Source organism: Micromonospora sp. WMMD1120 (assembly GCF_029626235.1).
GTDB lineage: Bacteria > Actinomycetota > Actinomycetes > Mycobacteriales > Micromonosporaceae > Micromonospora.
Genome location: NZ_JARUBO010000005.1, coordinates 1,292,771 through 1,314,273 on the forward strand (window position 1 = coordinate 1,292,771; position 21,503 = coordinate 1,314,273).

18 protein-coding genes are annotated in these 21,503 nt (G+C 72.1%); 5 read left to right on the forward strand and 13 right to left on the reverse strand.

Features of this window, described 5'->3' with window-relative positions; all coding sequences use genetic code 11:
- Positions 1-13: 13 nt before the first annotated feature.
- Positions 14-655 carry a ferritin-like fold-containing protein gene (locus O7634_RS06160; RefSeq protein WP_278149179.1) on the reverse strand — a complete coding sequence of 214 codons (642 nt, stop codon included), beginning with the start codon at positions 653-655 and terminating at the stop codon, positions 14-16.
- A gap of 306 nt (positions 656-961) precedes the next feature.
- Between O7634_RS06160 and O7634_RS06165 the strand changes: the two genes are divergently transcribed.
- Positions 962-2,629 carry a DEAD/DEAH box helicase gene (locus O7634_RS06165; protein WP_278149180.1) on the forward strand — a complete coding sequence of 556 codons (1,668 nt, stop codon included), beginning with the start codon at positions 962-964 and terminating at the stop codon, positions 2,627-2,629.
- A 91-nt stretch (positions 2,630-2,720) separates the two neighbouring features.
- Positions 2,721-3,863: an SAM-dependent methyltransferase gene (locus O7634_RS06170; protein ID WP_278149181.1), complete on the forward strand. Its 1,143-nt coding sequence runs from the start codon at positions 2,721-2,723 to the stop codon at positions 3,861-3,863.
- Here the strand turns inward: O7634_RS06170 and O7634_RS06175 are convergent.
- A complete protein-coding gene (locus O7634_RS06175) occupies positions 3,860-4,315 on the reverse strand; it encodes a hypothetical protein (RefSeq protein WP_278149182.1) in 456 nt (151 codons plus the stop codon). The two genes, O7634_RS06170 and O7634_RS06175, sit on opposite strands and share 4 nt — an antisense overlap.
- Positions 4,316-4,560: 245 nt before the next feature.
- Here O7634_RS06175 and O7634_RS06180 point away from each other — a divergent pair, with 245 nt between their 5' ends.
- Positions 4,561-4,977: a helix-turn-helix domain-containing protein gene (locus tag O7634_RS06180; protein WP_278149183.1), complete on the forward strand. Its 417-nt coding sequence runs from the start codon at positions 4,561-4,563 to the stop codon at positions 4,975-4,977.
- 231 nt (positions 4,978-5,208) lie between these two features.
- On the opposite strand, the gene O7634_RS06185 is transcribed toward O7634_RS06180, so the two are convergent.
- The 10 genes from O7634_RS06185 to O7634_RS06230 form a co-directional block, all read right to left on the reverse strand.
- The gene (locus O7634_RS06185; RefSeq protein WP_278149184.1) at positions 5,209-6,327 is read right to left on the reverse strand and encodes a hypothetical protein; all 1,119 of its coding nucleotides are present in this window, start codon (positions 6,325-6,327) and stop codon (positions 5,209-5,211) included.
- A 255-nt stretch (positions 6,328-6,582) separates the two neighbouring features.
- Entirely contained in the window at positions 6,583-8,724 is a 2,142-nt protein-coding gene (locus O7634_RS06190) for a DEAD/DEAH box helicase (RefSeq protein ID WP_278149185.1), read from the reverse strand.
- 258 nt (positions 8,725-8,982) lie between these two features.
- A complete protein-coding gene (locus O7634_RS06195; RefSeq protein ID WP_278149186.1) occupies positions 8,983-9,729 on the reverse strand; it encodes an SDR family oxidoreductase in 747 nt (248 codons plus the stop codon).
- Positions 9,730-9,816: 87 nt separating this feature from the next.
- Positions 9,817-10,920 (reverse strand): IS30 family transposase, encoded by a 1,104-nt coding sequence (locus tag O7634_RS06200; protein ID WP_347404242.1) that lies wholly within the window; start codon positions 10,918-10,920, stop codon positions 9,817-9,819.
- Between the two features lie 98 nt (positions 10,921-11,018).
- On the reverse strand, positions 11,019-12,113 hold the full coding sequence (locus O7634_RS06205) for a branched-chain amino acid ABC transporter permease (RefSeq protein ID WP_278149188.1): 1,095 nt from the start codon (positions 12,111-12,113) through the stop codon (positions 11,019-11,021).
- Positions 12,110-13,000, reverse strand: a complete 891-nt coding sequence (locus O7634_RS06210) for a branched-chain amino acid ABC transporter permease (RefSeq protein WP_278149189.1) — start codon at positions 12,998-13,000, stop codon at positions 12,110-12,112. Before O7634_RS06210 ends, O7634_RS06205 begins: the two co-directional genes overlap by 4 nt.
- Positions 13,000-13,725, reverse strand: a complete 726-nt coding sequence (locus O7634_RS06215; protein ID WP_278149190.1) for an ATP-binding cassette domain-containing protein — start codon at positions 13,723-13,725, stop codon at positions 13,000-13,002. Before O7634_RS06215 ends, O7634_RS06210 begins: the two co-directional genes overlap by 1 nt.
- The gene (locus O7634_RS06220; protein WP_278149191.1) at positions 13,725-14,468 is read right to left on the reverse strand and encodes an ABC transporter ATP-binding protein; all 744 of its coding nucleotides are present in this window, start codon (positions 14,466-14,468) and stop codon (positions 13,725-13,727) included. The genes O7634_RS06215 and O7634_RS06220 overlap by 1 nt, the downstream gene beginning before the upstream one ends.
- A 3-nt stretch (positions 14,469-14,471) precedes the next feature.
- A complete protein-coding gene (locus tag O7634_RS06225) occupies positions 14,472-15,671 on the reverse strand; it encodes a substrate-binding domain-containing protein (RefSeq protein WP_278149192.1) in 1,200 nt (399 codons plus the stop codon).
- An 824-nt stretch (positions 15,672-16,495) separates the two neighbouring features.
- On the reverse strand, positions 16,496-17,608 hold the full coding sequence (locus O7634_RS06230) for a glycerophosphodiester phosphodiesterase (protein WP_278149193.1): 1,113 nt from the start codon (positions 17,606-17,608) through the stop codon (positions 16,496-16,498).
- A gap of 139 nt (positions 17,609-17,747) precedes the next feature.
- Between O7634_RS06230 and O7634_RS06235 the strand changes: the two genes are divergently transcribed.
- A complete protein-coding gene (locus O7634_RS06235) occupies positions 17,748-19,082 on the forward strand; it encodes a potassium transporter TrkG (protein ID WP_278149194.1) in 1,335 nt (444 codons plus the stop codon).
- Between the two features lie 52 nt (positions 19,083-19,134).
- Positions 19,135-19,767: a TrkA family potassium uptake protein gene (locus O7634_RS06240; RefSeq protein WP_278153884.1), complete on the forward strand. Its 633-nt coding sequence runs from the start codon at positions 19,135-19,137 to the stop codon at positions 19,765-19,767.
- Positions 19,768-19,844: 77 nt separating this feature from the next.
- Here the strand turns inward: O7634_RS06240 and O7634_RS06245 are convergent, their stop codons facing one another.
- Positions 19,845-21,488, reverse strand: coding sequence for a serine/threonine-protein kinase (locus O7634_RS06245; RefSeq protein ID WP_278149195.1), 1,644 nt, complete (start codon positions 21,486-21,488; stop codon positions 19,845-19,847).
- Positions 21,489-21,503 lie beyond the last annotated feature (15 nt).

Here is a 21,503-nt window from a genome sequence, read left to right on the forward strand (position 1 = left end):
GACCGTCGGGCGGTCAGTTGTTCAGCCCGGCGGCGGCCATCCGCGCGGTGTGCGCGCTGGTCAACCGTCCGAACAGCCCCGGCACGTCGACCCGGCCGTCCCGCGCGATCAGCGCGGTGAGTGTGGCCCGCTCGGCGGCGACCCGCCCGGCCTGCGACAACGCCTCCCCGACCAGCCGCCGCGCCCACATCGACAGCCGACCGGCCACCCGTGGATCGTTCGCGACGGCCTCCCGGATCTCCGTCGCGGCGAAGTCCGCGTACCGGGTGTCGTGCAACACCTCCAGGACCAACGTCCGGTCCGGCTCCTCCAGCGCTCCGGCGATCTCGCGGACGAAGTCGTCGGTGATGGCGTCGCCCACGTACGCCTTGGTGACGACCTCCGCCCAGTCCCGCGGCTCGGTCGAGTCGTGGTACGCCTGCAACGGCTCGACGTACGGCGTCATGGCGTCCGCCGGCACCACGCCCAACGCGGTGAGCCGGTCGGCGAGACGTCGGTAGTTGGCGATCCCGGCCCCGGCCATCTCGCTCAGCGCGGCTCGGCGGCGCAGGTCAGGGGCGAGCCGGGCGTCGCCGGCCATCCGCTCGAAGGCGAGCAGCTCACCGGAGGCGACCAGGCCCAACAGGTCGACGACGGCGGAACCGGGGGCGGACACGAGCGCAGGCTACCGCGCCGACCAGGTCGCCCGGCGTCCCAGACGATCACCACATCTTTGTGACCTGGATCACTTCTACTTGCCCCGGGCGCCAGTCGGCCGGCGGGGAATCGGGACGGGAGGGCGCCTGTTCAGGTAACATGGAGCAGTTGCCGTGGGCGCCGATCTGATCGAAGCTCAGCCCGCGGAGCGCGTGCGGCCCGGTCCGGCCTGGCAGTCTGCCCGCCGACCGTGTGGCCCGCGTCATACCGAACGCGCCCTGAGGACATGACGGGCGCACCCACGAGAGGGCACCCCCAGATCCAGATGAGCGAGTTGACTCACGATATGACGGGCGGCCAGGAGCTGGCCCCCACCGCCCCGGTCCGACCGGAGGCACCCACGTTCGCCGAGCTCGGCGCCCGCGCCGAGACCGTCGAGGCCCTGGCCGCGGCCGGCATCACCCGCGCCTTCGCCATCCAGGAGTACGCGATCCCGATCGCGCTGCGCGGCGTCGACCTGATCGGTCAGGCGCCCACCGGCACCGGCAAGACCCTCGGCTTCGGCGTACCCCTGCTCGACCGGGTCTTCGCCCCGGCCGAGGGCGGCGACGGCGTGCCCCAGGCGCTTGTCGTCGTACCCACCCGCGAGCTGGGCATCCAGGTCGCCAAGGACCTGGCCGCCGCCGGCCGGACGCGCGGCGTCCGGGTGCTGCCGATCTACGGCGGCGTGGCGTACGAGCCGCAGATCGACGCGCTGCGCAAGGGCGTCGAGATCCTCGTCGGCACCCCGGGCCGGCTGATGGACCTGCAGAAGCAGAAGCACCTCCGCCTGGACCGGGTGCACGCGCTCGTCCTCGACGAGGCCGACCGCATGCTCGACCTGGGCTTCCTCGACGACGTCGAGAAGATCCTGGCGATGCTTCCGGAGGACCGCCAGACGATGCTCTTCTCGGCCACCATGCCGGACCCGATCGTCACCCTGTCCCGGCGCTTCCTGCGCCAGCCGATGACGATCCACGCCGGGCACACCGCCGAGACCGGCCCCTCGCCGCAGACCCAGCAGCTCGTCTACCGCACCCACTCGATGAACAAGCTCGAGGTGGTGGCACGCATCCTCCAGGCGGAGGGGCGTGGGCTGACCATGATCTTCACGCGGACCAAGCGGGCCGCCGACCGGGTCGCCGAGGACCTCGACTTCCGCGGCTTCGCGGTCGCCGCGGTGCACGGCGACCTCGGCCAGGGCGCTCGCGAGCGGGCCCTGCGGGCCTTCCGGGCCGGCAAGATCGACATCCTGGTCGCCACCGACGTGGCGGCCCGCGGGTTGGACGTCACCGGCGTCACCCATGTCATCAACTACGACTGCCCGGAAGACCAGGACACCTACACGCACCGCATCGGTCGTACCGGCCGGGCCGGCGCGACGGGTGTCGCGGTGACCTTCGTCGACTGGGACGACATGCCGCGCTGGCGGATCATCGACAAGACCCTCGGCCTGGAGATGCCGGAGCCGCCGGAGACGTACCACACGTCGCCGCACCTCTACACCGACCTGCACATCTCCACCGAGGTCACCGGCACGCTGCCCACCGCCGAGCGCACCCGGGCCGGCCTGTCCGCCGAGATCGAGGAGGACCTGGGTGGGACGAGCCGGTCGCGCCGGGGCGACGGCGGTGGCCGGGGTTCCCGTCGCGGTGGCGAGCGCCGTGGCCGGGGCGAGGGTCGCCGCGACCGTTCCGCCGCCGGCACGCCGGCCGACGCCGCCGCACCCTCGGCCGATGCCGAGGAGGAGGGCACCCGTACCCCTCGCCGTCGGCGTCGTCGCCGGGGCGGCGAGGTGGTCGCGGGCGAGACCACCGCGGTGATCTCCGCCGACAGCGGTCCCACCGAGCCGGCCGCGACCTCCGACGGCGAACCGGCCAAGCCGCGCCGCCGCCGGCGCCGCCGTGGTGGCGGTTCCGGCGCGGGTACGCCGGCCGAGGCGACCGCAGACTGACGAGCACCACCTCTGACATCCCCCGGACCGCCGCTCGCGGTACGGGGGATGTTCCCTTCTCCCCACCGCACCTGCTGCCGAAGATGGAACGATGCCGCAACCACTGGACGCCGCCCTGACCGAGGTTCGGGCGTTACTGCTCGACCCCACGCTGACCCGTGCGGTCGCCGCCGGACGCCGCAGAGGGCGGCGCCCCACGGTGGTCCGGGCCGAGCTGCGGCCGGTGACGCTGAAGGCCGGTCCCCGACTCCAGATCGCCACGTCCGACGGCAGCCGGCCGTACACCCGCAACGTGGCTCCCGGCGCGGAGGCGGCGGGGGCGGTCGACGAGCTGCTGGCCGAGCCGTTCGGCAACTGGCACGTCGAGACGGCGGACGCGACGCTGCAACTGCGGGTGACCAAGTCCGGCGAGGCACAGGTGCACCGGGCCGCGACGTCCCGACCGGTGGCGAGTCCGGGCGGCAACGACCGGACGAAGGACTACCTGCTCGACCCCGGTGACCCGATCTTCGCCGAGATCGGCGGCTCGGCGGCCAAGCGCCGGCAGGTGGACGCGTTCCTGCGCGCCCTGGCCGCGACCCTGCCCGACGAGCTGACCGGTCCGTTGCGGGTTGTCGATCTGGGCTGCGGCAACGCCTACCTGACGTTCGCTGCCTACCGCTACCTCACCGGTCGGGGGCTCGACGTCCAACTCGTCGGCGTCGACGTCCGGGAGGACCAGCGGCGGCGCAACACCGAGCTGGCACAGCGGCTGGGCTGGGCCGACTCCATCAGCTTCGTGGCCGGCACGATCGCCGACGCCGTCGTCGACCCCGCGCCCGACCTGGTGCTGGCGCTGCACGCCTGCGACACCGCCACGGACGAGGCGCTGGCCCGGGCGGTGCGCTGGAACGCCCGGTGGGTGCTGGCCGCGCCGTGCTGTCACCACGACCTGGCGAAGCAGCTACGCGCCCACCCCGCCCCCGCACCGTACGAGTTGCTGACCCGGCAGGGCATCCTGCGCGAACGCTTCGCCGACGTGCTCACCGACGCGCTGCGCGCCGGTCTGCTGCGGCTGCACGGGTACCGCGCCGAGGTGGTCGAGTTCGTCGACTCGCAGCACACGCCGCGGAACCTGCTGATCCGCGCCCGCCGCACCGGCAGCGCGGCGACCGAGTCACAGCGTACGGAGTACCGCGAGCTGGTGGACCAGTGGCGGGTCACGCCCCGGCTGGAAACCCTGCTGGCGCCCTAACGGCGACGGTCCGCGTTGCCACCCCGGTCGCGGACGCCGCTGCGCTCGATGCTCCGATCCAGGACCGACACCCGCTCCGCGCCCGGCCGCTGACCCACCCACTCGTCGTCGCTCGACACGGTCGGGAAGGGTACGACCTTGCCCGTGCTCTCCGCGTTGCCGGCCGCCGTGAACGCGTTCCAGGAGATGTCGACGAGCAGCTTCTTCACCTCGCTGTGCCGGATGGCGGCGTTGCGCTGCAACGCCATCCGGGCACCGAGCACGACACCGACCAGCGTGGTGGTGCCGGCGCCGGTCGCCGCCAGCACCTGAAGGCCGGTCGCCGAGTCGGTGCGGAGCACCAGGATCAGCAACCAGATCCAGAACGCGGCGGCGAAGACGGCGGCCTTGGCGACGAAGAAGAGGCTCACCGCACCGGGCTGGTACGGCTGGGGGCGGCTCGAGTCGGCCATGGTGCTCCTCGGCGGTGGTCCGGTCGGACACGCAGGCACCCGTTGCCTGCCGGGACGGGCACCGAGCTTAGTGGAAGAACGACGTTGATCGCTCGATGCAACTTTCGATCTGCAACAGGAGAACCTCAGAGAAGTCTCATTCATGGGACAGATTGTGCGGTCAGTCAGTTGTTTGCGGCCCTCGGCGTACTACCCTCGGAAGGCGCATCGTCCCGGTGCTCCGCGGGGAGGGAAGACACACAGGGATGGGATCCGCAGACGTAACACCGCAGATGGCCTTCGCTCGCTTCGTCCGGCGCGCCATCGATGACGCTCGCGACGAACGCGGCTGGACCGTGACCGATCTTGCCTCGCACACGGGCGTGGGCCGCTCGACAGTCTTCCGCTGGCTCGCCGGCGATTGGCAGGATTACCCCGAATTGGCCAAAGTGCGGGGCTTCTGTTCCGCCCTGGACCTACCGGTCGCCGCCGCGTTCCGCGCCCTCGGCCTACCCGACGCCGGCCCCGCACCCCGCCGTCGCCACGACGACGGCCCGGTCGAGGCGGACGTCCGCGCCATCCTGGACCGACTGGCAGACCCCACGGTCCCCGCCGAGGAGAAGCACCACATCCGCGACCTCCTCCGCTACCTGGCCCGCCGCCCCATCCGCCGAGCCAGCTAACCCCTGACCCCGCCCGACCCCGCCCCCACCCACCCCGCCCCGCCCCACCCCACCCCGCCCCGCCCCGCCCCGCCCCGCCCCGCCCCGCCCCGCCCCGCCCCGCCCCGCCCCGCCCCGCCCCGCCCCGCCCCCGTTGATCATGAAGTTATTGCCATGACACGCCGAGCCACGTGGTCATAACTTCATGATCAACGGGGGCGGGGTGAGGGCTGGGGGATCCGGTCGGGGGGTTTAGGGGATGGTTTGGGTGAAATTGGCGGTTTGGACTTTCTGATCTACCTGGAAGTCGAGGTAGAGGCGGTAGCGTCCGGGGCCGGGTACGGTCAGCCAGAATTTGATCTGCCCGTCGACCAATTCCGGCTCCGGGTGCACGTGCAGGTAGCCGAGGTCGCCCTCGCGCAACGCCACCAGGTGCCCGTACGCCCCGAGGTAACGCTCCAGCGGGGCGGCTCCGGCCGGCCCGTCGACCCGGAAGGTCAACGGCACCGTCGTCCCAGCCTGCGGAGTGCCCTGGTAGGCCACCGTGAACCCGCCGACGGTGGTCGAGGTGGCCGGCGCCGGCAGCGCGACGGGCTGGTAGTCCCCGGGTACGACCAGGTCCGTGCCGAGCGTCACAGCGGTCTGCGTTCCGTCGTCGGCGACGACTGTGAAGTCGGCGTACGCGCGCCAGACCCCCGGCCGCGCGAGGGTCAACGGCACCGACCAGGTGCCGTCCGCCGCCATTGTCGGGTGCAGGTGCTGGTAGCCGGTCAGGTCCCGCCGGACGACGATGAGATGCATCGGCTTGTCGTGCACGATCGCGAACCGGGTGACCGACCGACGCTGCGCGTCACGCACCTGGAAGCGGAGCTGACCCGGACGGTTGGCGGCGAACTCGTTGGTAAGGGGAGCCAGTGTGAACCCGGCCGCGCTGACCGCCAGGCCGCCGGGCTCGATGGCCCCGCCCGGATCGGCGCCGACGGCGGAGCCGTGGTTGTGTGGCCCGACGCCGGGCGGGTCGGTGTGCTCGGCGGCCAGCGACGGGCTGCCGCTGGCGGCCCCTGTGGTGTTCATCCGGCCCAGCCCGAAGCCGAGCAGCACCGCCAGCACCAGCCCGCCGACCACCAGCGCCAGCCGGAGAGTGCCGCGGTCCGGCCCGGCGGAGGCCTGGTCCGGCCCGGCGGAAACCCGATCCGGCCCGGCGGAAACCCGATCCGGCCCGGCGGAGGCCTGATCCGGCCCGGCGGGAATCCGGTCCGGCCCGGCGGGGGCCTGGTCCGGAGTCGTCGTCGCCCGGGGCGCGGCCTCGTCGTCGCCGGCGGTCGGCTCCGCGACGGCGGACGCACGGCGGACGGGCTGCTGGTGGGTCATGTCGCCACGGTACCGTCGCGCCGGGCCACTCTCGGCCGACGTCCGCAGGGCGTGGCGACTGTCGCATTCGCCGCCGCCCGGGAACCAGCCAGCGCCGCCCCGGGAACCAGCCGCCGCCCGGGAACCAGCCAGCGCCGCCAGCGCGCCCGGGAACCAGCCGCCGCCCACGAACCAGCCGGTCGGCCCGGCAAGGGCGAGCGGGAGCCACCGGCGGACCATCCCCCCCGCCCGAACCGGGCGAGCAGGAGCGGCAGGTCAGCCCGCCACGGCGAGGGCGAGCGGAAGGACGTCGGTCGCGCCGGCCCGGCGCAGTTCCCGGGCCACGATCGTCATCGTCCACCCCGAGTCGATCAGGTCGTCGACCAGCAGCACCGGCCCGTCGAGGCCGGCAAGGACGTCAGCCACCGAGGCCGGCACGGTGAAAGCGTCGTGCAGCGCGCGTACCCGTTGGGCACTGTTGCCGCGCGGCCCGACAGGGCTGCCCGGACCGGTCGGGGCGACCTCACCCAGCAGTGGCAGCCGGCCCACAGTGGCGATCCGCTCGGCGAGCGAGCCGAGCAGCCGGGGCCGCCGCCGGGAGCCGACCGCCACCACCGCGACCGGCCGGCGGGGCCACGGGTCGTCGCCGTGCGCCCATGCCTTGAGCACCTCGACCACGGCGGCGGCCACGTCGTCGGGCACCGGCACGTCGGGGACCTCCGGGCCGACGAGATCCCGCAGGCGTCCGCCCCAGCCCAGGTCGGAGAGGCGGCCCACGGCCCGCCCCGGCAGCGCCTGGTCCGTCGGGGCGATCCGCCCCTTCAGGGGTACGCCCACAGCCTCCAAACCGGTCGGCCAGAGCTTCTTGGGCGCGATCTCCACGCCGGGTCGGCCCAGGAAGGTCTGCGCCGCGCTCAGCGCGGCCGTCGACACGTCGGCGGTGAAGAGGGGGTCGGCGCACCTGTCGCACCGGCCGCAGTCTGTCGCGCCGGTGTCGTCCAGGCGCTCCCGGAGGTACCGCATCCGGCAGTCGGGCGTGGTCGCGTACTCCCGCATGGCCTGTTGCTCGACGGTGCGCGCCTCGGCGACGCGGCGCAACCGGGCCTCGTCGTAGGCCCAGGGCTCGCCGGTGGCGAGCCAACCACCGCGCACCCGGCGGACCGCGCCGTCCACGTCGAGCACCTTGAGCATCAACTCCAGGCGGGCCCGGCGCAGGTCGACGAGGGGTTCGAGGGCCTGGGTGGAGAGCGGGCGGTCGGTGTGCAGGGCGGCCAGCACGGCACGGACCTGCTGCTCCGGCGGGAACGCCAGCGAGGCGAAGTACCGCCAGATGGCCGCGTCCTCGACGCCGGGCAGCAGCAGCACCTCGGCGTGCTCGACGGCCCGGCCGGCGCGGCCGACCTGCTGGTAGTACGCGATCGGCGAGGGTGGCGCGCCGAGGTGCACGACGAAGCCCAGGTCGGGCTTGTCGAAGCCCATGCCGAGCGCGCTCGTCGCGACCAACGCCTTGATCTTGTTGTCGAGCAGGTCCTGCTCGGCGGCCCGCCGGTCGGCGTCGTCGGCCTGACCGGTGTACGAGGCGACCGGGTAGCCCCGGGAGCGCAGGAACTCGGCCGTCTCCCCCGCCGCCGCGACCGTGAGCGTGTAGACGATGCCCGAGCCGGGCAGCCGGTCCAGGTGGTCGGCGAGCCAGGCCAGCCGGTGCGCCGGGCTGGGCAGGTCGAGGACGCCGAGGCGCAGCGACTCGCGGTCCAGGGTGCCGCGCAGGACGAGGGCGTCGCCCAACTGCTCGGCGACGTCCTGGGTGACCCGGGCGTTCGCGGTGGCGGTGGTGGCCAGCACGGGCGTGCGCTCGGGCAGCTCGGCGAGGAACGTGCGCAGCCGCCGGTAGTCCGGTCGGAAGTCGTGACCCCAGTCGGAGACGCAGTGCGCCTCGTCGACCACCAGTAGCCCGGTGGTCGCGGCCAGCTTGGGCAGCACGCCGTCGCGGAAGTCCGGATTGTTGAGCCGTTCCGGGCTGATCAGCAGCACGTCCACAGCGCCGCTCTGGATCTCGGCGGTGATCTCGTCCCACTCGTCGAGGTTCGCCGAGTTGATCGTGCGGGCCCGGATGCCGGCCCGCGCCGCGGCCTCGACCTGGTTACGCATCAACGCCAGCAGCGGCGACACGATGACTGTGGGGCCGTGCTCCCCGCCGTGGCCGCCGCCCCGCCCGCGCTCTCGCAGCAGCGCGGTGGCCACGAAGTAGACCGCCGACTTGCCCCAACCGGTGCGCTGCACGCAGAGCACCCGCCGCCGGTCGATCACCAGCGCCTCGATGGCCCGCCACTGGTCCTCACGCAGCCGCGCGTGCTCCCCGGCCAGTCGGCGCAGCACCGCCTCGGCCCGCTCCCGTACCGCCGCCCGCTCGTCGCCCATCCGGCATTTCTACCAGCGCGGGCGGACATCCCCTCGGTCTGCCGCCCGGTCTGCTGCGGGTGGGGTGATGTCGTCCGGGTCGCCACCGCCGACCACGCCGATGAACGTGACCATCACCGAGCGGTGGCCGACGGCGGCGAGCCCGTTCCGCCAGCTTCGTCGTCACAGGGCGTAGACCAGCACCACCAACCAGGTGAGCAGGCCGAATTGGAGCACGCGAACTGCTTGATCAACACGGCCGACGCTGAGCGCCCCGGTCTACCGGCCCAGGACCGAGCCGCCGTTGACGCCGAGGACCTGGCCGGTCACGTAGCCGGCCGCCGGGCTGGCGAGGTAGCGGACCGCCTCGGCGACGTCGTCCGGCAGCCCGGCCCGCCCGACCAGGGTCGCCGCCACCCGCTTGGCGTGCCCCTCGGGAGTCATCCGGTCACCGAAGAACTCGGTCTCGGCGACGTAGCCCGGGCTCACCACGTTGACCGTGATCTGTTCCGGGCCGAGCTGCGCCGCCAGGTCGTACGCCCACCCGTGCAGGGCAGCCTTGGCCGCCGAGTACGGGCCGCCGCCGCCCCGCTGGGCGGCGATCGAACCGACCAGGATCACCCGGCCGCCGGGGCGACGCAGGGTCGGCCGCAGCGCCTCGGTCAGCAGCACCGCGGTGAGCACGTTGGCGTCCAGGTTTGCCCGCCAGTACGCGGCGGTCCCGGCCAGCGTGTCGGTCTCCCCGGCCAGGTAGCCGCCCGCGTTGTTGACCACCGCGTCGACCGGCCGACCGCCTACCGCCGCGAGGACCCGGTCCACCTGCTCCGGCTCGGTCAGGTCCGCGGTCACCGGGGTGACGGCGTCCGGCCGTCCGCAGTCGGCGGCGATCCGCTCGGCGGCCGCCGTCAACACGTCCGCCCGCCGGCCGACGATGAGGACGTCGTACCCGTCCCCAACGAACGCCCTGGCGACCGCCTCCCCGATCCCGGTCCCACCCCCGCTGACCACCGCAATCCGCGACTCCACCCGCCCAACCTCCCGGTAGAAGAACCCCGTCGATCATGAAGTTGTCGCCATCCGACACGGCTTGGGGTCAAGGGGTGAGTGCAATCGTTAGGCGGCGATGAGGTGGTCTAGGCGTTCGGCTGGGGTTGCCCAGTCGAGTGTTTGGCGGGGGCGGGTGTTCAGTTCGTGGGCGATCTCGTCGAGGCCGCTCTGGTTGATGCTGCGGAAGTCGTAGCTGCCTTTGGGGAAGTACTGGCGTAGCAGGCCGTTGGTGTTCTCGTTGCTGCCGCGTTGCCAGGGGCTGTGGGGGTCGCAGAAGTAGACCGGGCAGCCGGTGGCGACGGTGAAGACCGCGTGGGCGGCCATCTCGCTGCCTTGGTCCCAGGTCAGTGAGCGGCGTAGGTGCGTCGGTAGTCGGGCGGCGAGGTCGGTGAGCACGCCGATGACGGCTTCGGTGTCACGCCCGTGCGGCAGCGCGCCGAGCATCACGTAGCGGGTGGCGCGTTCGACCAGTGTCACGATCGCCGAGCGGCCGCCCTTGCCGATGACCAGATCACCTTCCCAGTGACCCGGCACGGCCCGGTCGGTGGCCTCGGCGGGCCGGTTACTGATGTGCAGGTCCCCGATCCAGGGGCGGCGGCCCCGATCCGCTGCCGCCAGCCGCGACTGGGCACGCCGGTCGGCGCGTCCCGAGCGCAGAGCGACCTGCCGAGTCAACTCCTCCCGCAGGCTGCCCCGCGACTGAACGTAGATCGCCTGGTAGATCGTCTCGTGAGACACCTGCAACTCCGGCCGGTCAGCGAACATGGCCCGCAGCCACGCGGCGATCTGCGTCGGAGACCACCTACGCGCCAGTCTGCCCCGCACCACCTGCCGCAGCCGCGTCCCGGCCCCCAACTTCGTCGCCTTCGGCCGACGCCGCGCCGCGTCAGCACGCCGCTGCGCCCACTGCGCCTGATACCCCCACCGATACGGCGCCCGAGCCCGCCCCGACGGCAACGACCGCCCCAACGGGTTCTTCGTCCCATGCCGGGCACTGTGATACCGGCCCACCTCCCGCGAGACCGTGCTCACCGACACCCCGAGCACACCCGCGATCTGCGAAATCGTCCGCCCTGCCCCCCACAGATGCTCCAACACCTGCCGATGCCCAAACGTCACCACACCCGGCCTCGCCACCAGCACCCCCAGCCCAACCAAGATCAGTTGCACTGAAGCCTAGAAACCACCCGGCGTGTCGTGACAATAACTTCATGATCGACGGGGCGGGGGGTGGGGGTGGGGCGGGGGTGGGGGGTGGGGGGTGGGGGCTAGCTGCGGGGTGGGCGGGGGCGGGTCAGGCGGGGGGCCAGGCTGGCCAGGCCACCGGGGAAGAAGTAGACGGCCAGGATGAACACCGTGCCGAGGACGAACAGCGGCTGGCTCAGCGGACGACTGAGGACGGCCGGCAGGTCGTTCACCGCGTCGCTGGCGCCGAAGGCGGTGAGCCGGTGGTCCAGGTACATGTAGAGGACACCGCCGAGCACCGGCCCCCAGCGGGTGCCCGGCCCGCCGAGCACCACCATGACCAGCAGCGACAGGGTCAGCTCGGACGACGTGATGTGCGGTGAGGCACCGCCGACGATCAGGACGTACACCACCCCGCCGGCCGACGCCAGCCCGCCGGCCAGGGTGAACGCCACCAGCTTGTAGCGGTACGGGTCCAGGCCGAGGACGCCGATCCGCCGCTCGTCGTCGCGGAGCCCGGCGAGCACCCGACCGGTGGGCGATCCGCTCACCCGGTGCACGACGAAGACCACGAGCGTCAGGTACGCCAGCGCCAACCAGTACAGGTTGACCGTGTTGGCCACCCCCACCAGCCCGGCGGGCAGCCCGGACACGTCCAGCGGCAGGCCCTCCTCGCCGCCGGTCAGGCCGCCGAAGTCCCGCGCCACCAGGATCGCGCCCACCTGGGCGAAGGCCAGGGTGACCATGGCGAACGCGATGCCCACCGTACGCAGCGCCACCGCGCCCAGCAGCGCGGCGAGGATCGTGCCACCGGTGACGGTCAGCAACGCCGCCTGCCACAGCGGCAGGCCAGCGCGGGTGACGAGGATGTCGGTGCCGTACACGCCGGCCGCGAAGTAGAGCGCGTGCCCGAAGGAGAGCATCCCGGTCCGGCCGAAGAGCAGGTCGTAGCCCGCGGCCAAGCCGCCGAAGATCAGGCAGATGGCGAGCAGTTGCAGGGTGCCGGGTGAGTTGACCGGCCCGTCGAAGATCCCCGGCACCGTGATCGTCGAGTACGGCAGGATCGCGAGCACTGCCAACGCGACGAGCGGCAGGAACGGACGGACCCGGTGCCACCGCCCCCGCTGCGGGGTCAGCTCGTCCGGCACCCGAGCGGGAGGAGCGTCGATCACCGTCATGCCGTTGCCACCTTTCCGGCGATGCCCTGCGGACGCAGCAGCAGCACCACGGCCAGCAGCCCGACCACGCAGATGTCGCCCAGCCCGGACGTGCCGTAGTAGTTGACGAACTGCTGCACCAGCCCGACCACGACCGCCGCGTACGCGGAGCCGACCACCGAGCCCATCCCGCCGATCACCACCACGATGAACGCGAAGATCAGCAGCGAGCCGCCCTGGCCGGGCGAGACGGTGCCGAAGTAGACCCCGCCGAGCGCCCCGGCGAGCGCGGCCGCCGCTCCGCCGATCGCGAAGACCAGCGTGAACGCCTTGCGCACGTCGATGCCGAGCGCGGTCACCATCTCCCGGTTCTCCACTCCGGCGCGGATCACCAGGCCGTACCGGGTCCAGCGCAGGAACGCCAGGATCGCGCCGAGCACCAGCACCGCCGCGATGATCAGCAGCAGGCCGCCGTTCGGCACCTGCGCGCCGAGGATCCCGGTCACCTGCCGGGTCCAGTCGGGGCGCGGGAACGGTCGGGCGTCGGCACCCCAGGTGGCCTGGAGCAGCGCCACCCCGGCCAGCGAGAGACCGACGGTGACCAGCACCTGTTCGATGGTGCGGGAGTAGAGCGGGCGGATCAGCACCAACTCGACCAGCACCGCCACCAGCGTGCCGGCGGCCACCCCGAAGGCGACAGCGAGCACGAAACCCAACCCGTGGGACCCGGCGCCCGGCAGGTTGCCCGCCGCCCACCAGGTGCCGTACGCGCCGACGCCGAGGAACAGCCCGTGCGCGAAGTTGAGCACGTCGGCCAGGCCGAAGACCAGCGACAGGCCGGACGCGACCAGGAAGTACAGCGCCGCCAGGCCCAGCCCGGTCAACGCCAACAGGATCACGGTCCCCATCAGTGACTCACCTCCGCCGAGCCGACGCCGAGCAGCGACTTGGTCAGCGCCGTCTCCAACAGCAGCTCACCGGCATCGCCGGTCCAGGCCACCTTGCCGGCGGAGAGCACCACGGCGTCGCGGGCCAGCCGCCGCACCACTGCCAGGTTCTGCTCGACGAGCAGCACCGGCACCGACTCCGCGACCCGTTCCACCACCTCGGCCACCTCGGTCACCACCTTCGGCGCCAATCCCTTGGTCGGCTCGTCGACGAGCAGCAGCCGGTTGTCGTTCAGCAGCACCCGACCGATCGCGAGCATCTGCTGCTGACCGCCGGAGAGCGAGCCGGCCCGTTGCCGTCCGCGCCGGTCCAGCTCGGGAAAGAGCGCGAAGACCTTGTCGTACGCCGGGGCGCTGCCCCGCCGTTCGGCGAGCCGCAGGTTCTCGGCGACGGTGAGGCCGGCGAACACGCACCGGTCCTCGGGTACGTAGCCGAGCCCGTCACGGACCAGCCGGTGGGTGGGCCGGGCCAGCAGGCTCTGCGCGCCCATCCGGATGGTGCCGCGGACCTCTCCGGCGGGCGGGGTAAGGCCGACGATCGCGCGCAGCGTGGTGCTCTTGCCGACGCCGTTGCGCCCGAGCAGGACCGTCACGCCGGTCGGGGCGACAGTGAAGGACACCCCCTGGAGGATGTGCAGCCCGGCGATCCGGACCGACAGGTCCTCCACCGTGAGAATGGGTTCCATCAGAGCGATTCCCCCAGGTACGCCTCTTGCACCGTCGGATTGGCCATCACCGTCTCCGGGGTGTCGCAGGCCAGCAGCGCGCCGTGGTGCATGACGGCGATCCGGTCGGCCAGCTCCAGGATGACGTCCATGTGGTGTTCGACCATCAGCACCGACCGGCCGCTGTCGCCGGTCAACGACCTGATGACGGCCACCAGCTCCGGTACGTCCTCGGCGCTGACCCCGGCCATCGGCTCGTCCAGCAGCATCACCCGTGGTTCGCCGGCGAGTAGCAGCGCGATCTCCAGCTTGCGCTTCTCGCCGTGGGCGAGGGTGCCGGCGAGCGCCGTACCCCGGTGGGCGAGGCCGACCCGGTCGAGCGCCGCGTCGGCGGCGGCGGCGACCCCGCGGTCGGCCGCCGCCCGTCGCCACAGCGCCATCGAGCCCCCGCGGTGCGCCTGCACGGCGAGCCGGACGTTCTCCCGCACGCTGAGCGAGCCGAAGACCGAGGACGCCTGGAAGGTACGGCCCAGTCCGAGGCGGGCCCGCCGGTGCGGCGGGAACGCCCCGATGTCCTGCCCGTCCAGGGTGATCCGGCCCTCCGTGGCCCGGCGCAGGCCGGTGATCAGGTTGAACAGTGAGGTCTTGCCGGCGCCGTTCGGCCCGATCACGCCCAGGAACTCCCCGGGCGCCAGGTCGAGGTAGACGCTGTCGACGATGGCGACCTCACCGATCCGCCAGGTCAGACCGCGGGTGGCGAGCATGTCTCAGCCCTTCATGGCCACGGCCGGTGGCGCGGTCTCGTCGCCGGTGAGGCTCTTCTGCGCGGTGGCCGTGAAGTCGGTGCCGCTGCCGGTCAGCTTGGCCTGGAACATCGGCTGGAGCAGCGCGTGGTCGGCGGCGCGGATGGTCATCTTGCCCTTGACCCCGTCGAAGCTCCAGTCCTCCAGCGCGGTGACCATCTTGTCGACGTCGTCGCCGCCCTCCTGCACGGCCCGCACCACCATCTGGGCGGCGGCGAAGCCGTCCGGGTGGAACAGGTCGATGGTGTTCACCTTGGCCTTGAGCGCCTTGCTGGCCTCGGTGTCGCTGGCGCCGTCGAAGTAGTGCGACAGGAAGGAGATCTTCGCGCCGGCGGCGCCGAAGGTCGGCCAGGACGCCCGGATGTCCAGACCGGTGACGACGGTGGTGGAGGACAGCACGCCCTGCTGGTCGAGGGTCTGCCACATGGCCGGGGCGGTGGTGCCGGCCCAGGCGACGAAGAGCAGGTCCGGCTTGGCGGCCTTGATCTGGCTGGCGAACGGGGTGAACTCGGTGGCGCTGGCCGGAGCCCGGACGCTGCTCACGGTGGCCCCCGCGCCGCCGATGACGGTCTTGACGGCCGCCTCGTTGGCGTCGCCGAACGCGCCGTCCTGGGCGAAGACCACCACCTTCTTGCCGGTCGGGTCGCCGATGAACGACTTGGCGGTCACCACGTCCTGGTACGACTGCCGGCCGGAACGGAAGGTGTACTTGTTCGCGCCGGTCACCGCGTCGGTCGCGGCCGGCCCGGAGATGAAGAGCACCTTGTTCTGCGCCGCGATCGGCGCGACCTGGAGCGCCACCCCGGAGGCGGTGGAGCCGGCGATGATCTTCGTGCCCTTACCGATCAGGTCCTTCGCCGCGGAGACCGCCTTGGCCGGATCGCCCGCGTCGTCGACCTCGGTCACCTCGATCGTCCGGTCACCGACCTTGCCGGTGCCCTTGGTGGCGAAGTCCAGCCCCGCCCTGAACCCCTCGATGTACTGCTTTCCGTAACTGGCCAGGGCACCCGACTGGGAGTACACCAGGCCGACCTTGACCGGCGCGGCGCTGTCGCCGCCGCCGGTGGCGGTGTCCTGCGGGCTGCCACAGGCCGTGGCGGCCAACGCCGCGGCCATCATCGTGGCGGCGGAGAGGAACACCCGCCGCGTCGTCCGGACCGTCATTGCGACTCCACATGAGGACTCGGAGGGAGAGAAACTTCTTCGTGACGGCCCACGGTAGAAGTGACGTCACCCACGAGCTATGTGGCGGAAACACACAAGTAACAGGAACGAGGTGGCCCGGGGTTACAACGGACCGCGTTCTCACCCGAGGGCCCTCGCTCCCGATGGCCCAAACCCCCACGGACCAGGGTGCCCGTGTGTCGCCCCGCGCCATTCGCCCGGTTGGTCCAACCGCTGAGCCCTTGCTAGACCGCAGGATCGTGCGCGGATCCGGCGGCAACGCGAGGAAGATCAAGCCCGGGAGCGATTTCGGTTCGGGGTGCTGGCCGCCGAGACGCCTTACCGAGCTTCCAGCTGCGGTACACCTCTCTGTCGGAGATCGAAGCGGGCGGCGGCTCTTTCTACTTCTTCCGCTAGAGACGACCCTGATCGGCACGAGGGCACCGACACTGCCACTTCGACGCCGGAGCAGCTACGTCGCGATGGCGCGCCCAGCAGCATCGCCCCGCCGGGTTGGCATCCTCGATGCCCGGGCAACCAAGATTGCCGCCATATCCCTGATGTTGTTGCCTTCCCTCCATCTCACACCCGCAAGGTCCTGCTCGATCCTCGATGTAGTGGTCTCGGATGGCCGTAAAGCCACTACTTCCTGGATCGAGTGCGATCTCCGAACCGCAACGCGTGATCCCCGTCAGTGGCATGCCCTTGACGTGCCGCTGGCCCGCCGTCCGGGTGGCGGACGACGGGCCAGCGTGTGGGCCGGGCGTGATCGGCCCGGTGGTCGGCGCGGAGCGGATCGGCCCCGCGCCGAGGTTCGCGGTTGGTCAGCGGCCGGCGCGCGCGGCGACGGCGGTGTCCGGGTGGTCGCTGAAGACGCCGTCCAGGCCCAGGCCGAGGAAGAGTTCGTACTCGGCGGTGATGTCGCCGCGCGCGTTCGGGTCGGTGCCGATCCGGAGGCCCGCCGGGAGGAACTGGTTCTCGGCCCGGAACGTCCAGGAGTGCACGAGCAGCCGCTCGCGGTGCGCGTCCCGGACCACGTTCGTCGGGGCGAGCAGGTTGCCGGCGGCGTCGCGCGGCACGATCAGGTTCTTGTTCGCCCCGATCCCGTCGGCGTACCCGGCGATCCACTTCAGCCCTGCCGGCGTGGCGAGGTCCTGGTAGCTGCGGGGGTCCCCGGCGGCGGTGAAGTCGTACGGACGACCGGTGGCGTCGAGCAGTTGGATCAGCTTGACGTCGGTCAGCCGGCTCAACCGGCGCAGGTTGGCCGTCTCGAAGGACTGGATGAAGACCGGCGCGTTCTTCCGGTCCAGCTTGTTCTGCCGCAGCACGGCGAGCAGCGGCGCCTCCAACGGCAGGCCGATCGAGGCGAAGTAGCTGGGGTGCTTGGTCTCCGGGTAGATGCCGATGGTCCGGCCCCGTGCCCGCCCCTCGGTCCGGGCCAGGTCGATGACCTCCTGGAGGGTGGGCACCTCGAAACGGCCGTCGAAGGCGGTGTTCGCCACCCGTACCTGCGGCAGGCGCTCCTTGGCCCGCAGGGTCTTCAGCTCGGCGAGGGTGAAGTCCTCGGTGAACCATCCGGTCACCGCGACGCCGTCGATGGTCTTCGTCGCCTTGCGGGCCGCGAACTCCGGGCGGCCCGACACGTCGGTGGTGCCGGAGATCTCGTTCTCGTGCCGGGCGACGAGGACGCCGTCGGCGGTGGAGACCAGGTCCGGCTCGACGTAGTCGGCACCCATCCGGATCGCCAGCCGGTACGCCTCGAGCGTGTGCTCGGGTCGGTAGCCGCTGGCGCCCCGGTGACCGATAACGATGGGTCGGTCGGCGGCCCGTGCACGGTCCGCGTCGTGGGCCGGCTCGGCGGCGGCCATTGTCGGCACGACCACGGCGGCGGCGAGCAGCGCGCCGGCCACGCCGAGGGTCGAGAGGGTACGTCGCAACGCCGTCTCCTGTCGTCGGTGATCCGGGTAAGCAGACCGTCCGTTCCTGGCCAGGAGTTGGTCGATGGCTGGCCGGCAGATGAATCTCCGGAATGCCCGTTCCCACTCGGGGGTGGCGGCCGGTAAGGAAGATTGTCTGGTGCGCCGGTTTCTCCGCAATCCCGTGCGGCTGGTGCCGTTCGCCTTCCTGGTGCCGATCCTGCTGGGCGCCGGTCTGCTCATGACGCGCTGGTCGACTGTCGAACACCAGCGCCCACCGGTGGTCACCGCGCTCTTCACGGCCACCTCGGCGGTGTCGGTCACCGGGATGGCGATCACCGACACGCCGAACTACTGGTCCGGCTGGGGTCTGTTGGTGATCACCATGCTCACCCAGCTCGGCGGGCTCGGCATCCTCACCGTCGCGGCGCTGGTGATCCTCGTGGTCTCCAGTCAGTTGGGGCTGCGCAACCGGCTGCTCGTGCAGGCGGAGACGGCGGAGTTCGGCATCGGTGACGTGGGGAGGTTGCTCCGCCGGATCGCGGTGACCGTCTTCGCCTGCGAGGCGGTGATGACGGCGGTGGTCGCCGGTCGGCTCTGGTGGGGCTACGACTACCCGCCGGGGCGGGCTCTCTGGTCGGGCCTCTTCCACGCCGTGCAGGCTTTCAACAACGGCGGGTTCGCGCTCTACTCCGACGGCCTGCTGGCGTTCAGCCGCGACCCGTGGGTGTCGCTGCCGCTGGCGCTCGGCGCGATCGTCGGCGGGCTCGGGTTCCCCGCGCTGTTCGAGGCGGTCCGTGAGTGGCGGGTGCCGGCCCGATGGGCGGTGGCGACCAAGCTGACCATCTGGGGCAGCGTGGTGCTGCTGCTCGTCGGTTCCGCCGGCCTGCTCGCCGCCGAGTGGACGAACGCGAGCACCATCGGCCGGTACGACGTACCCGGAAAGATTCTCGCGTCGTTCACCCAGATCGCGTTGAGCCGGACCGGTGGCTTCAGCGTGTTGGACGTCGCCGCCCTGCAGGAGGAGAGCTATCCCCTGCTGATCGTGCTGATGTTCATCGGCGGGGGCAGCGCCAGCACGGCCGGCGGCATCAAGGTGTCCACGTTCTTCCTGCTGGCGTTCACCATCTGGGCGGAGTTGCGGGGCGAGCCGGACGTGACGGTCGGGCACCGCCGGGTGGCCACCGCCAGTCAGCGGCAGGCGGTCACCGTGGCGCTGCTCAGCGTCGCGTTGGTGACGGCCGGGACGATGACGCTGCTGCTCTTCACCGAGGGCGTCCGCTTCGTCGCGGCCCTGTTCGAGGTCACCTCGGCGTTCAGCACCACCGGCCTGAGCATTGGCCTGGCCGCCGAGCTGCCGGCCGGCGGACAACTGGCCCTCACCCTGCTGATGTTCATCGGCCGGGTGGGGACGCTCACCCTCGGGTCGGCGATCGCCCTCAACACCCGTCGCCGGCTCTACCGCTATCCGCGGGAACAACCAATCGTCGGCTAGGAGCGAGGGGGTCGAAGTGTCTGCTGGACGTGCGGACAGTCGCGGTGTGGTGGTGATCGGGCTGGGTCGCTTCGGGTGTCACCTGGCCGGTTCGCTCAGCCGGATGAACCGGGAGGTGTTGGCCATCGACCGCAACCCGGCGCAGGTGCAGCGCTGGTCGGCGCAGCTGGACCGGGTGGTCCAGGCCGACTCGACCGAGGAGGGAGCGTTGCGCCAGTTGGGCATCGCGAGTTTCGGGCGGGCGGTGGTGGCCATCGGGGCCTCGGTGGAGGCGAGCGTGCTCACCGTGCTGGCGCTCGTCGAGCTGGGCATCCCGCAGATCTGGGCGCGGGCCACCTCGCAGAAGCACGCCAAGATCCTGTCGTCGGTGGGCGCGCATCACGTGATCTTCCCGGAGGCGGAGACCGGTGAGCGGGTCGCGCACCTGATCGTCAGCCGGCTGCTCGATTTCATCGAGTTCGACGACGACTTCGCCATCGCCACCGTCCGGGTGCCGGACTCCCTGGCCGGGCGTAGCCTGCTCGACCTGCGCCCGGAACAGCGCTTCGGGGTACGCGTGGTCGGGGCGAAGCTGCCCGGCGAACGCTTCCGGTACGCCGCGGACGACACGGCGCTTCCGCGAGGTGGGATGCTCATCGTCGAGGGCGGAATCAACCAGGTGCAGCGGTTCGCCGAGATGAATTGACCGTCACCTGCCGCGACCGTGGCCCTTGGCCGCCTGCGCACCCGGGCCGCCGGCGCTACCGGCGCCCTCGGGAGCCTTCACCCTTTTCCCGGACCACCACCCTTGCCCGGCTTCGCGGGGGCCTTGGGCGCCTTGGGAGCCTTGGGCGGCTGTGCCTTCGTCGCACCACCGGCCGAGCCGCCGCGTACCGTCGTCGTCTTCTTCGGTGGGGCCTTCACAGTGGTGGCCGCCTTGCTCGGCGCGACCACGGCCGGCACGCTGCCAGCCACCCCGGACACGCGTACGCCGCAGGTGGTGTCGCCGATCCGGAACTCGACAGGCAGCGGATTGGTGCCGCTGTACTTCCCGGTGAGGGTGAGCTTCTCCGCCGCGCCGGGCGCGAGGGTGGCACGCTGCGCCGCCGGCCGGACCAGCACCGTGTTGCCGTGTTGCTGCACCGGCGTCGGCTCCGCCTTCGTGACCGACTGCTGGCCGGGGAACGTGAAGCTCATCGTCCAGTCCCGCAGCTCCTGCTTGCCGCTGTTGGTGAGGGTCAGTTCGGCGGCGAAGTCCTTGCCGGTGTCGCTGCGCAGCGCGTACGCCACCTCACAGGGCACAGTCGTCGGCAGACCCATCCGAGCCTCGGTGGTCGGCCGGTCGCCGCCGCTGGCCGGGCTGCGGGAGGTGAACCCCCACATCGCCCCGGTGACCGCGATCAACCCCACGGTCGCCACCCCGGCCTCGATCCGACGGCGACGCCGCTGCTCCCGCCGGGTCCGGTTACGGGTCCGCGAGTACGGCAACGCGTCGGTCGCCGCGGACCAGGGCAGGATCGTGGTGCCCGCGGTGGCCAACGCGGCCGGGTCCAGTGGTCCGGCAGCCGGCGAGACCGGCACCGCCGCCAGCATGCCGGCCGCCTCGGCGAGGGTCCGGGCCAGCTCGGCGGTCGGCGGGCGGTCGGCGGGCCGCTTGGCCAGGCAACGTCCGACCAACTCGGTCACCTCGCCCGGCAGGTCCGGCACCGAGGGCATCGGGTCCGGGTCGGTGTACATGTGCGCCCGCAGCATCTGCGTGGTCGTGGTGGCCTGCCACGGCAGCCGGCCGGTGAGCATCCGGTAGAGCAGCAGCCCCACCGCGTACACGTCGGTGGCCGGGGAGACCTGGCCGTTGTCCAGGCGTTCCGGGGCGAGGTACGCGGGGGTGCCGAGCAGCGCGCCGTCCGGCCCCTTCTCGCTCTCCCCCACCAGCGCGGAGATTCCGAAGTCGACCACCTTGACGCCGGTCGAGGTGAGCATCACGTTGCCCGGGGTGACGTCGCGGTGCACCACACCGCGCGCGTGCGCGGTGGCCAGCGCGGAGCTGACCTCGGCGGCGATGGTCACCGCCTCCCGCCACGGCAGGCGTACCTCCCGGCCCAGCCGGTTGGCCAGCGAGGCGCCGTCGACGAGCTCCATCACCACGTACGGCACGGTGAGGCCGACCTGCTCGGACTCGCCGTAGTCGTACACGTTGGTGATGTTGGGGTGGCAGAGGCGCGCGGCGGCCTGCGCCTCCACGCGAATCCGGTGCCGGAAGGCCCGGTCGCTGGCCAGCCGGGAGGCCAGCACCTTCACCGCGACCTGGCGGCCGAGCACCTCGTCGTACCCACGCCAGACCACCGACATGCCGCCCGCGCCGAGCTGCTCGACGAGCCGGTACCGCTCATCGAGGAGTTGCGCGCTGTTCCGGTCCCCACCGCCCATGGTGGCCGTTGTTGC

Bases quoted from the DNA above. Each gene is read 5' to 3' on its own strand.
- O7634_RS06165 (WP_278149180.1), top strand. From the start codon at position 962: ATGAGCGAGTTGACTCACGATATGACGGGCGGCCAGGAGCTGGCCCCC.
- O7634_RS06170 (WP_278149181.1), top strand. From the start codon at position 2,721: ATGCCGCAACCACTGGACGCCGCCCTGACCGAGGTTCGGGCGTTACTG.
- O7634_RS06175 (WP_278149182.1), bottom strand. From the start codon at position 4,315: ATGGCCGACTCGAGCCGCCCCCAGCCGTACCAGCCCGGTGCGGTGAGC.
- O7634_RS06180 (WP_278149183.1), top strand. From the start codon at position 4,561: ATGGGATCCGCAGACGTAACACCGCAGATGGCCTTCGCTCGCTTCGTC.
- O7634_RS06185 (WP_278149184.1), bottom strand. From the start codon at position 6,327: ATGACCCACCAGCAGCCCGTCCGCCGTGCGTCCGCCGTCGCGGAGCCG.
- O7634_RS06190 (WP_278149185.1), bottom strand. From the start codon at position 8,724: ATGGGCGACGAGCGGGCGGCGGTACGGGAGCGGGCCGAGGCGGTGCTG.
- O7634_RS06205 (WP_278149188.1), bottom strand. From the start codon at position 12,113: ATGACGGTGATCGACGCTCCTCCCGCTCGGGTGCCGGACGAGCTGACC.
- O7634_RS06210 (WP_278149189.1), bottom strand. From the start codon at position 13,000: ATGGGGACCGTGATCCTGTTGGCGTTGACCGGGCTGGGCCTGGCGGCG.
- O7634_RS06215 (WP_278149190.1), bottom strand. From the start codon at position 13,725: ATGGAACCCATTCTCACGGTGGAGGACCTGTCGGTCCGGATCGCCGGG.
- O7634_RS06220 (WP_278149191.1), bottom strand. From the start codon at position 14,468: ATGCTCGCCACCCGCGGTCTGACCTGGCGGATCGGTGAGGTCGCCATC.
- O7634_RS06225 (WP_278149192.1), bottom strand. From the start codon at position 15,671: ATGACGGTCCGGACGACGCGGCGGGTGTTCCTCTCCGCCGCCACGATG.
- O7634_RS06245 (WP_278149195.1), bottom strand. From the start codon at position 21,488: ATGGGCGGTGGGGACCGGAACAGCGCGCAACTCCTCGATGAGCGGTAC.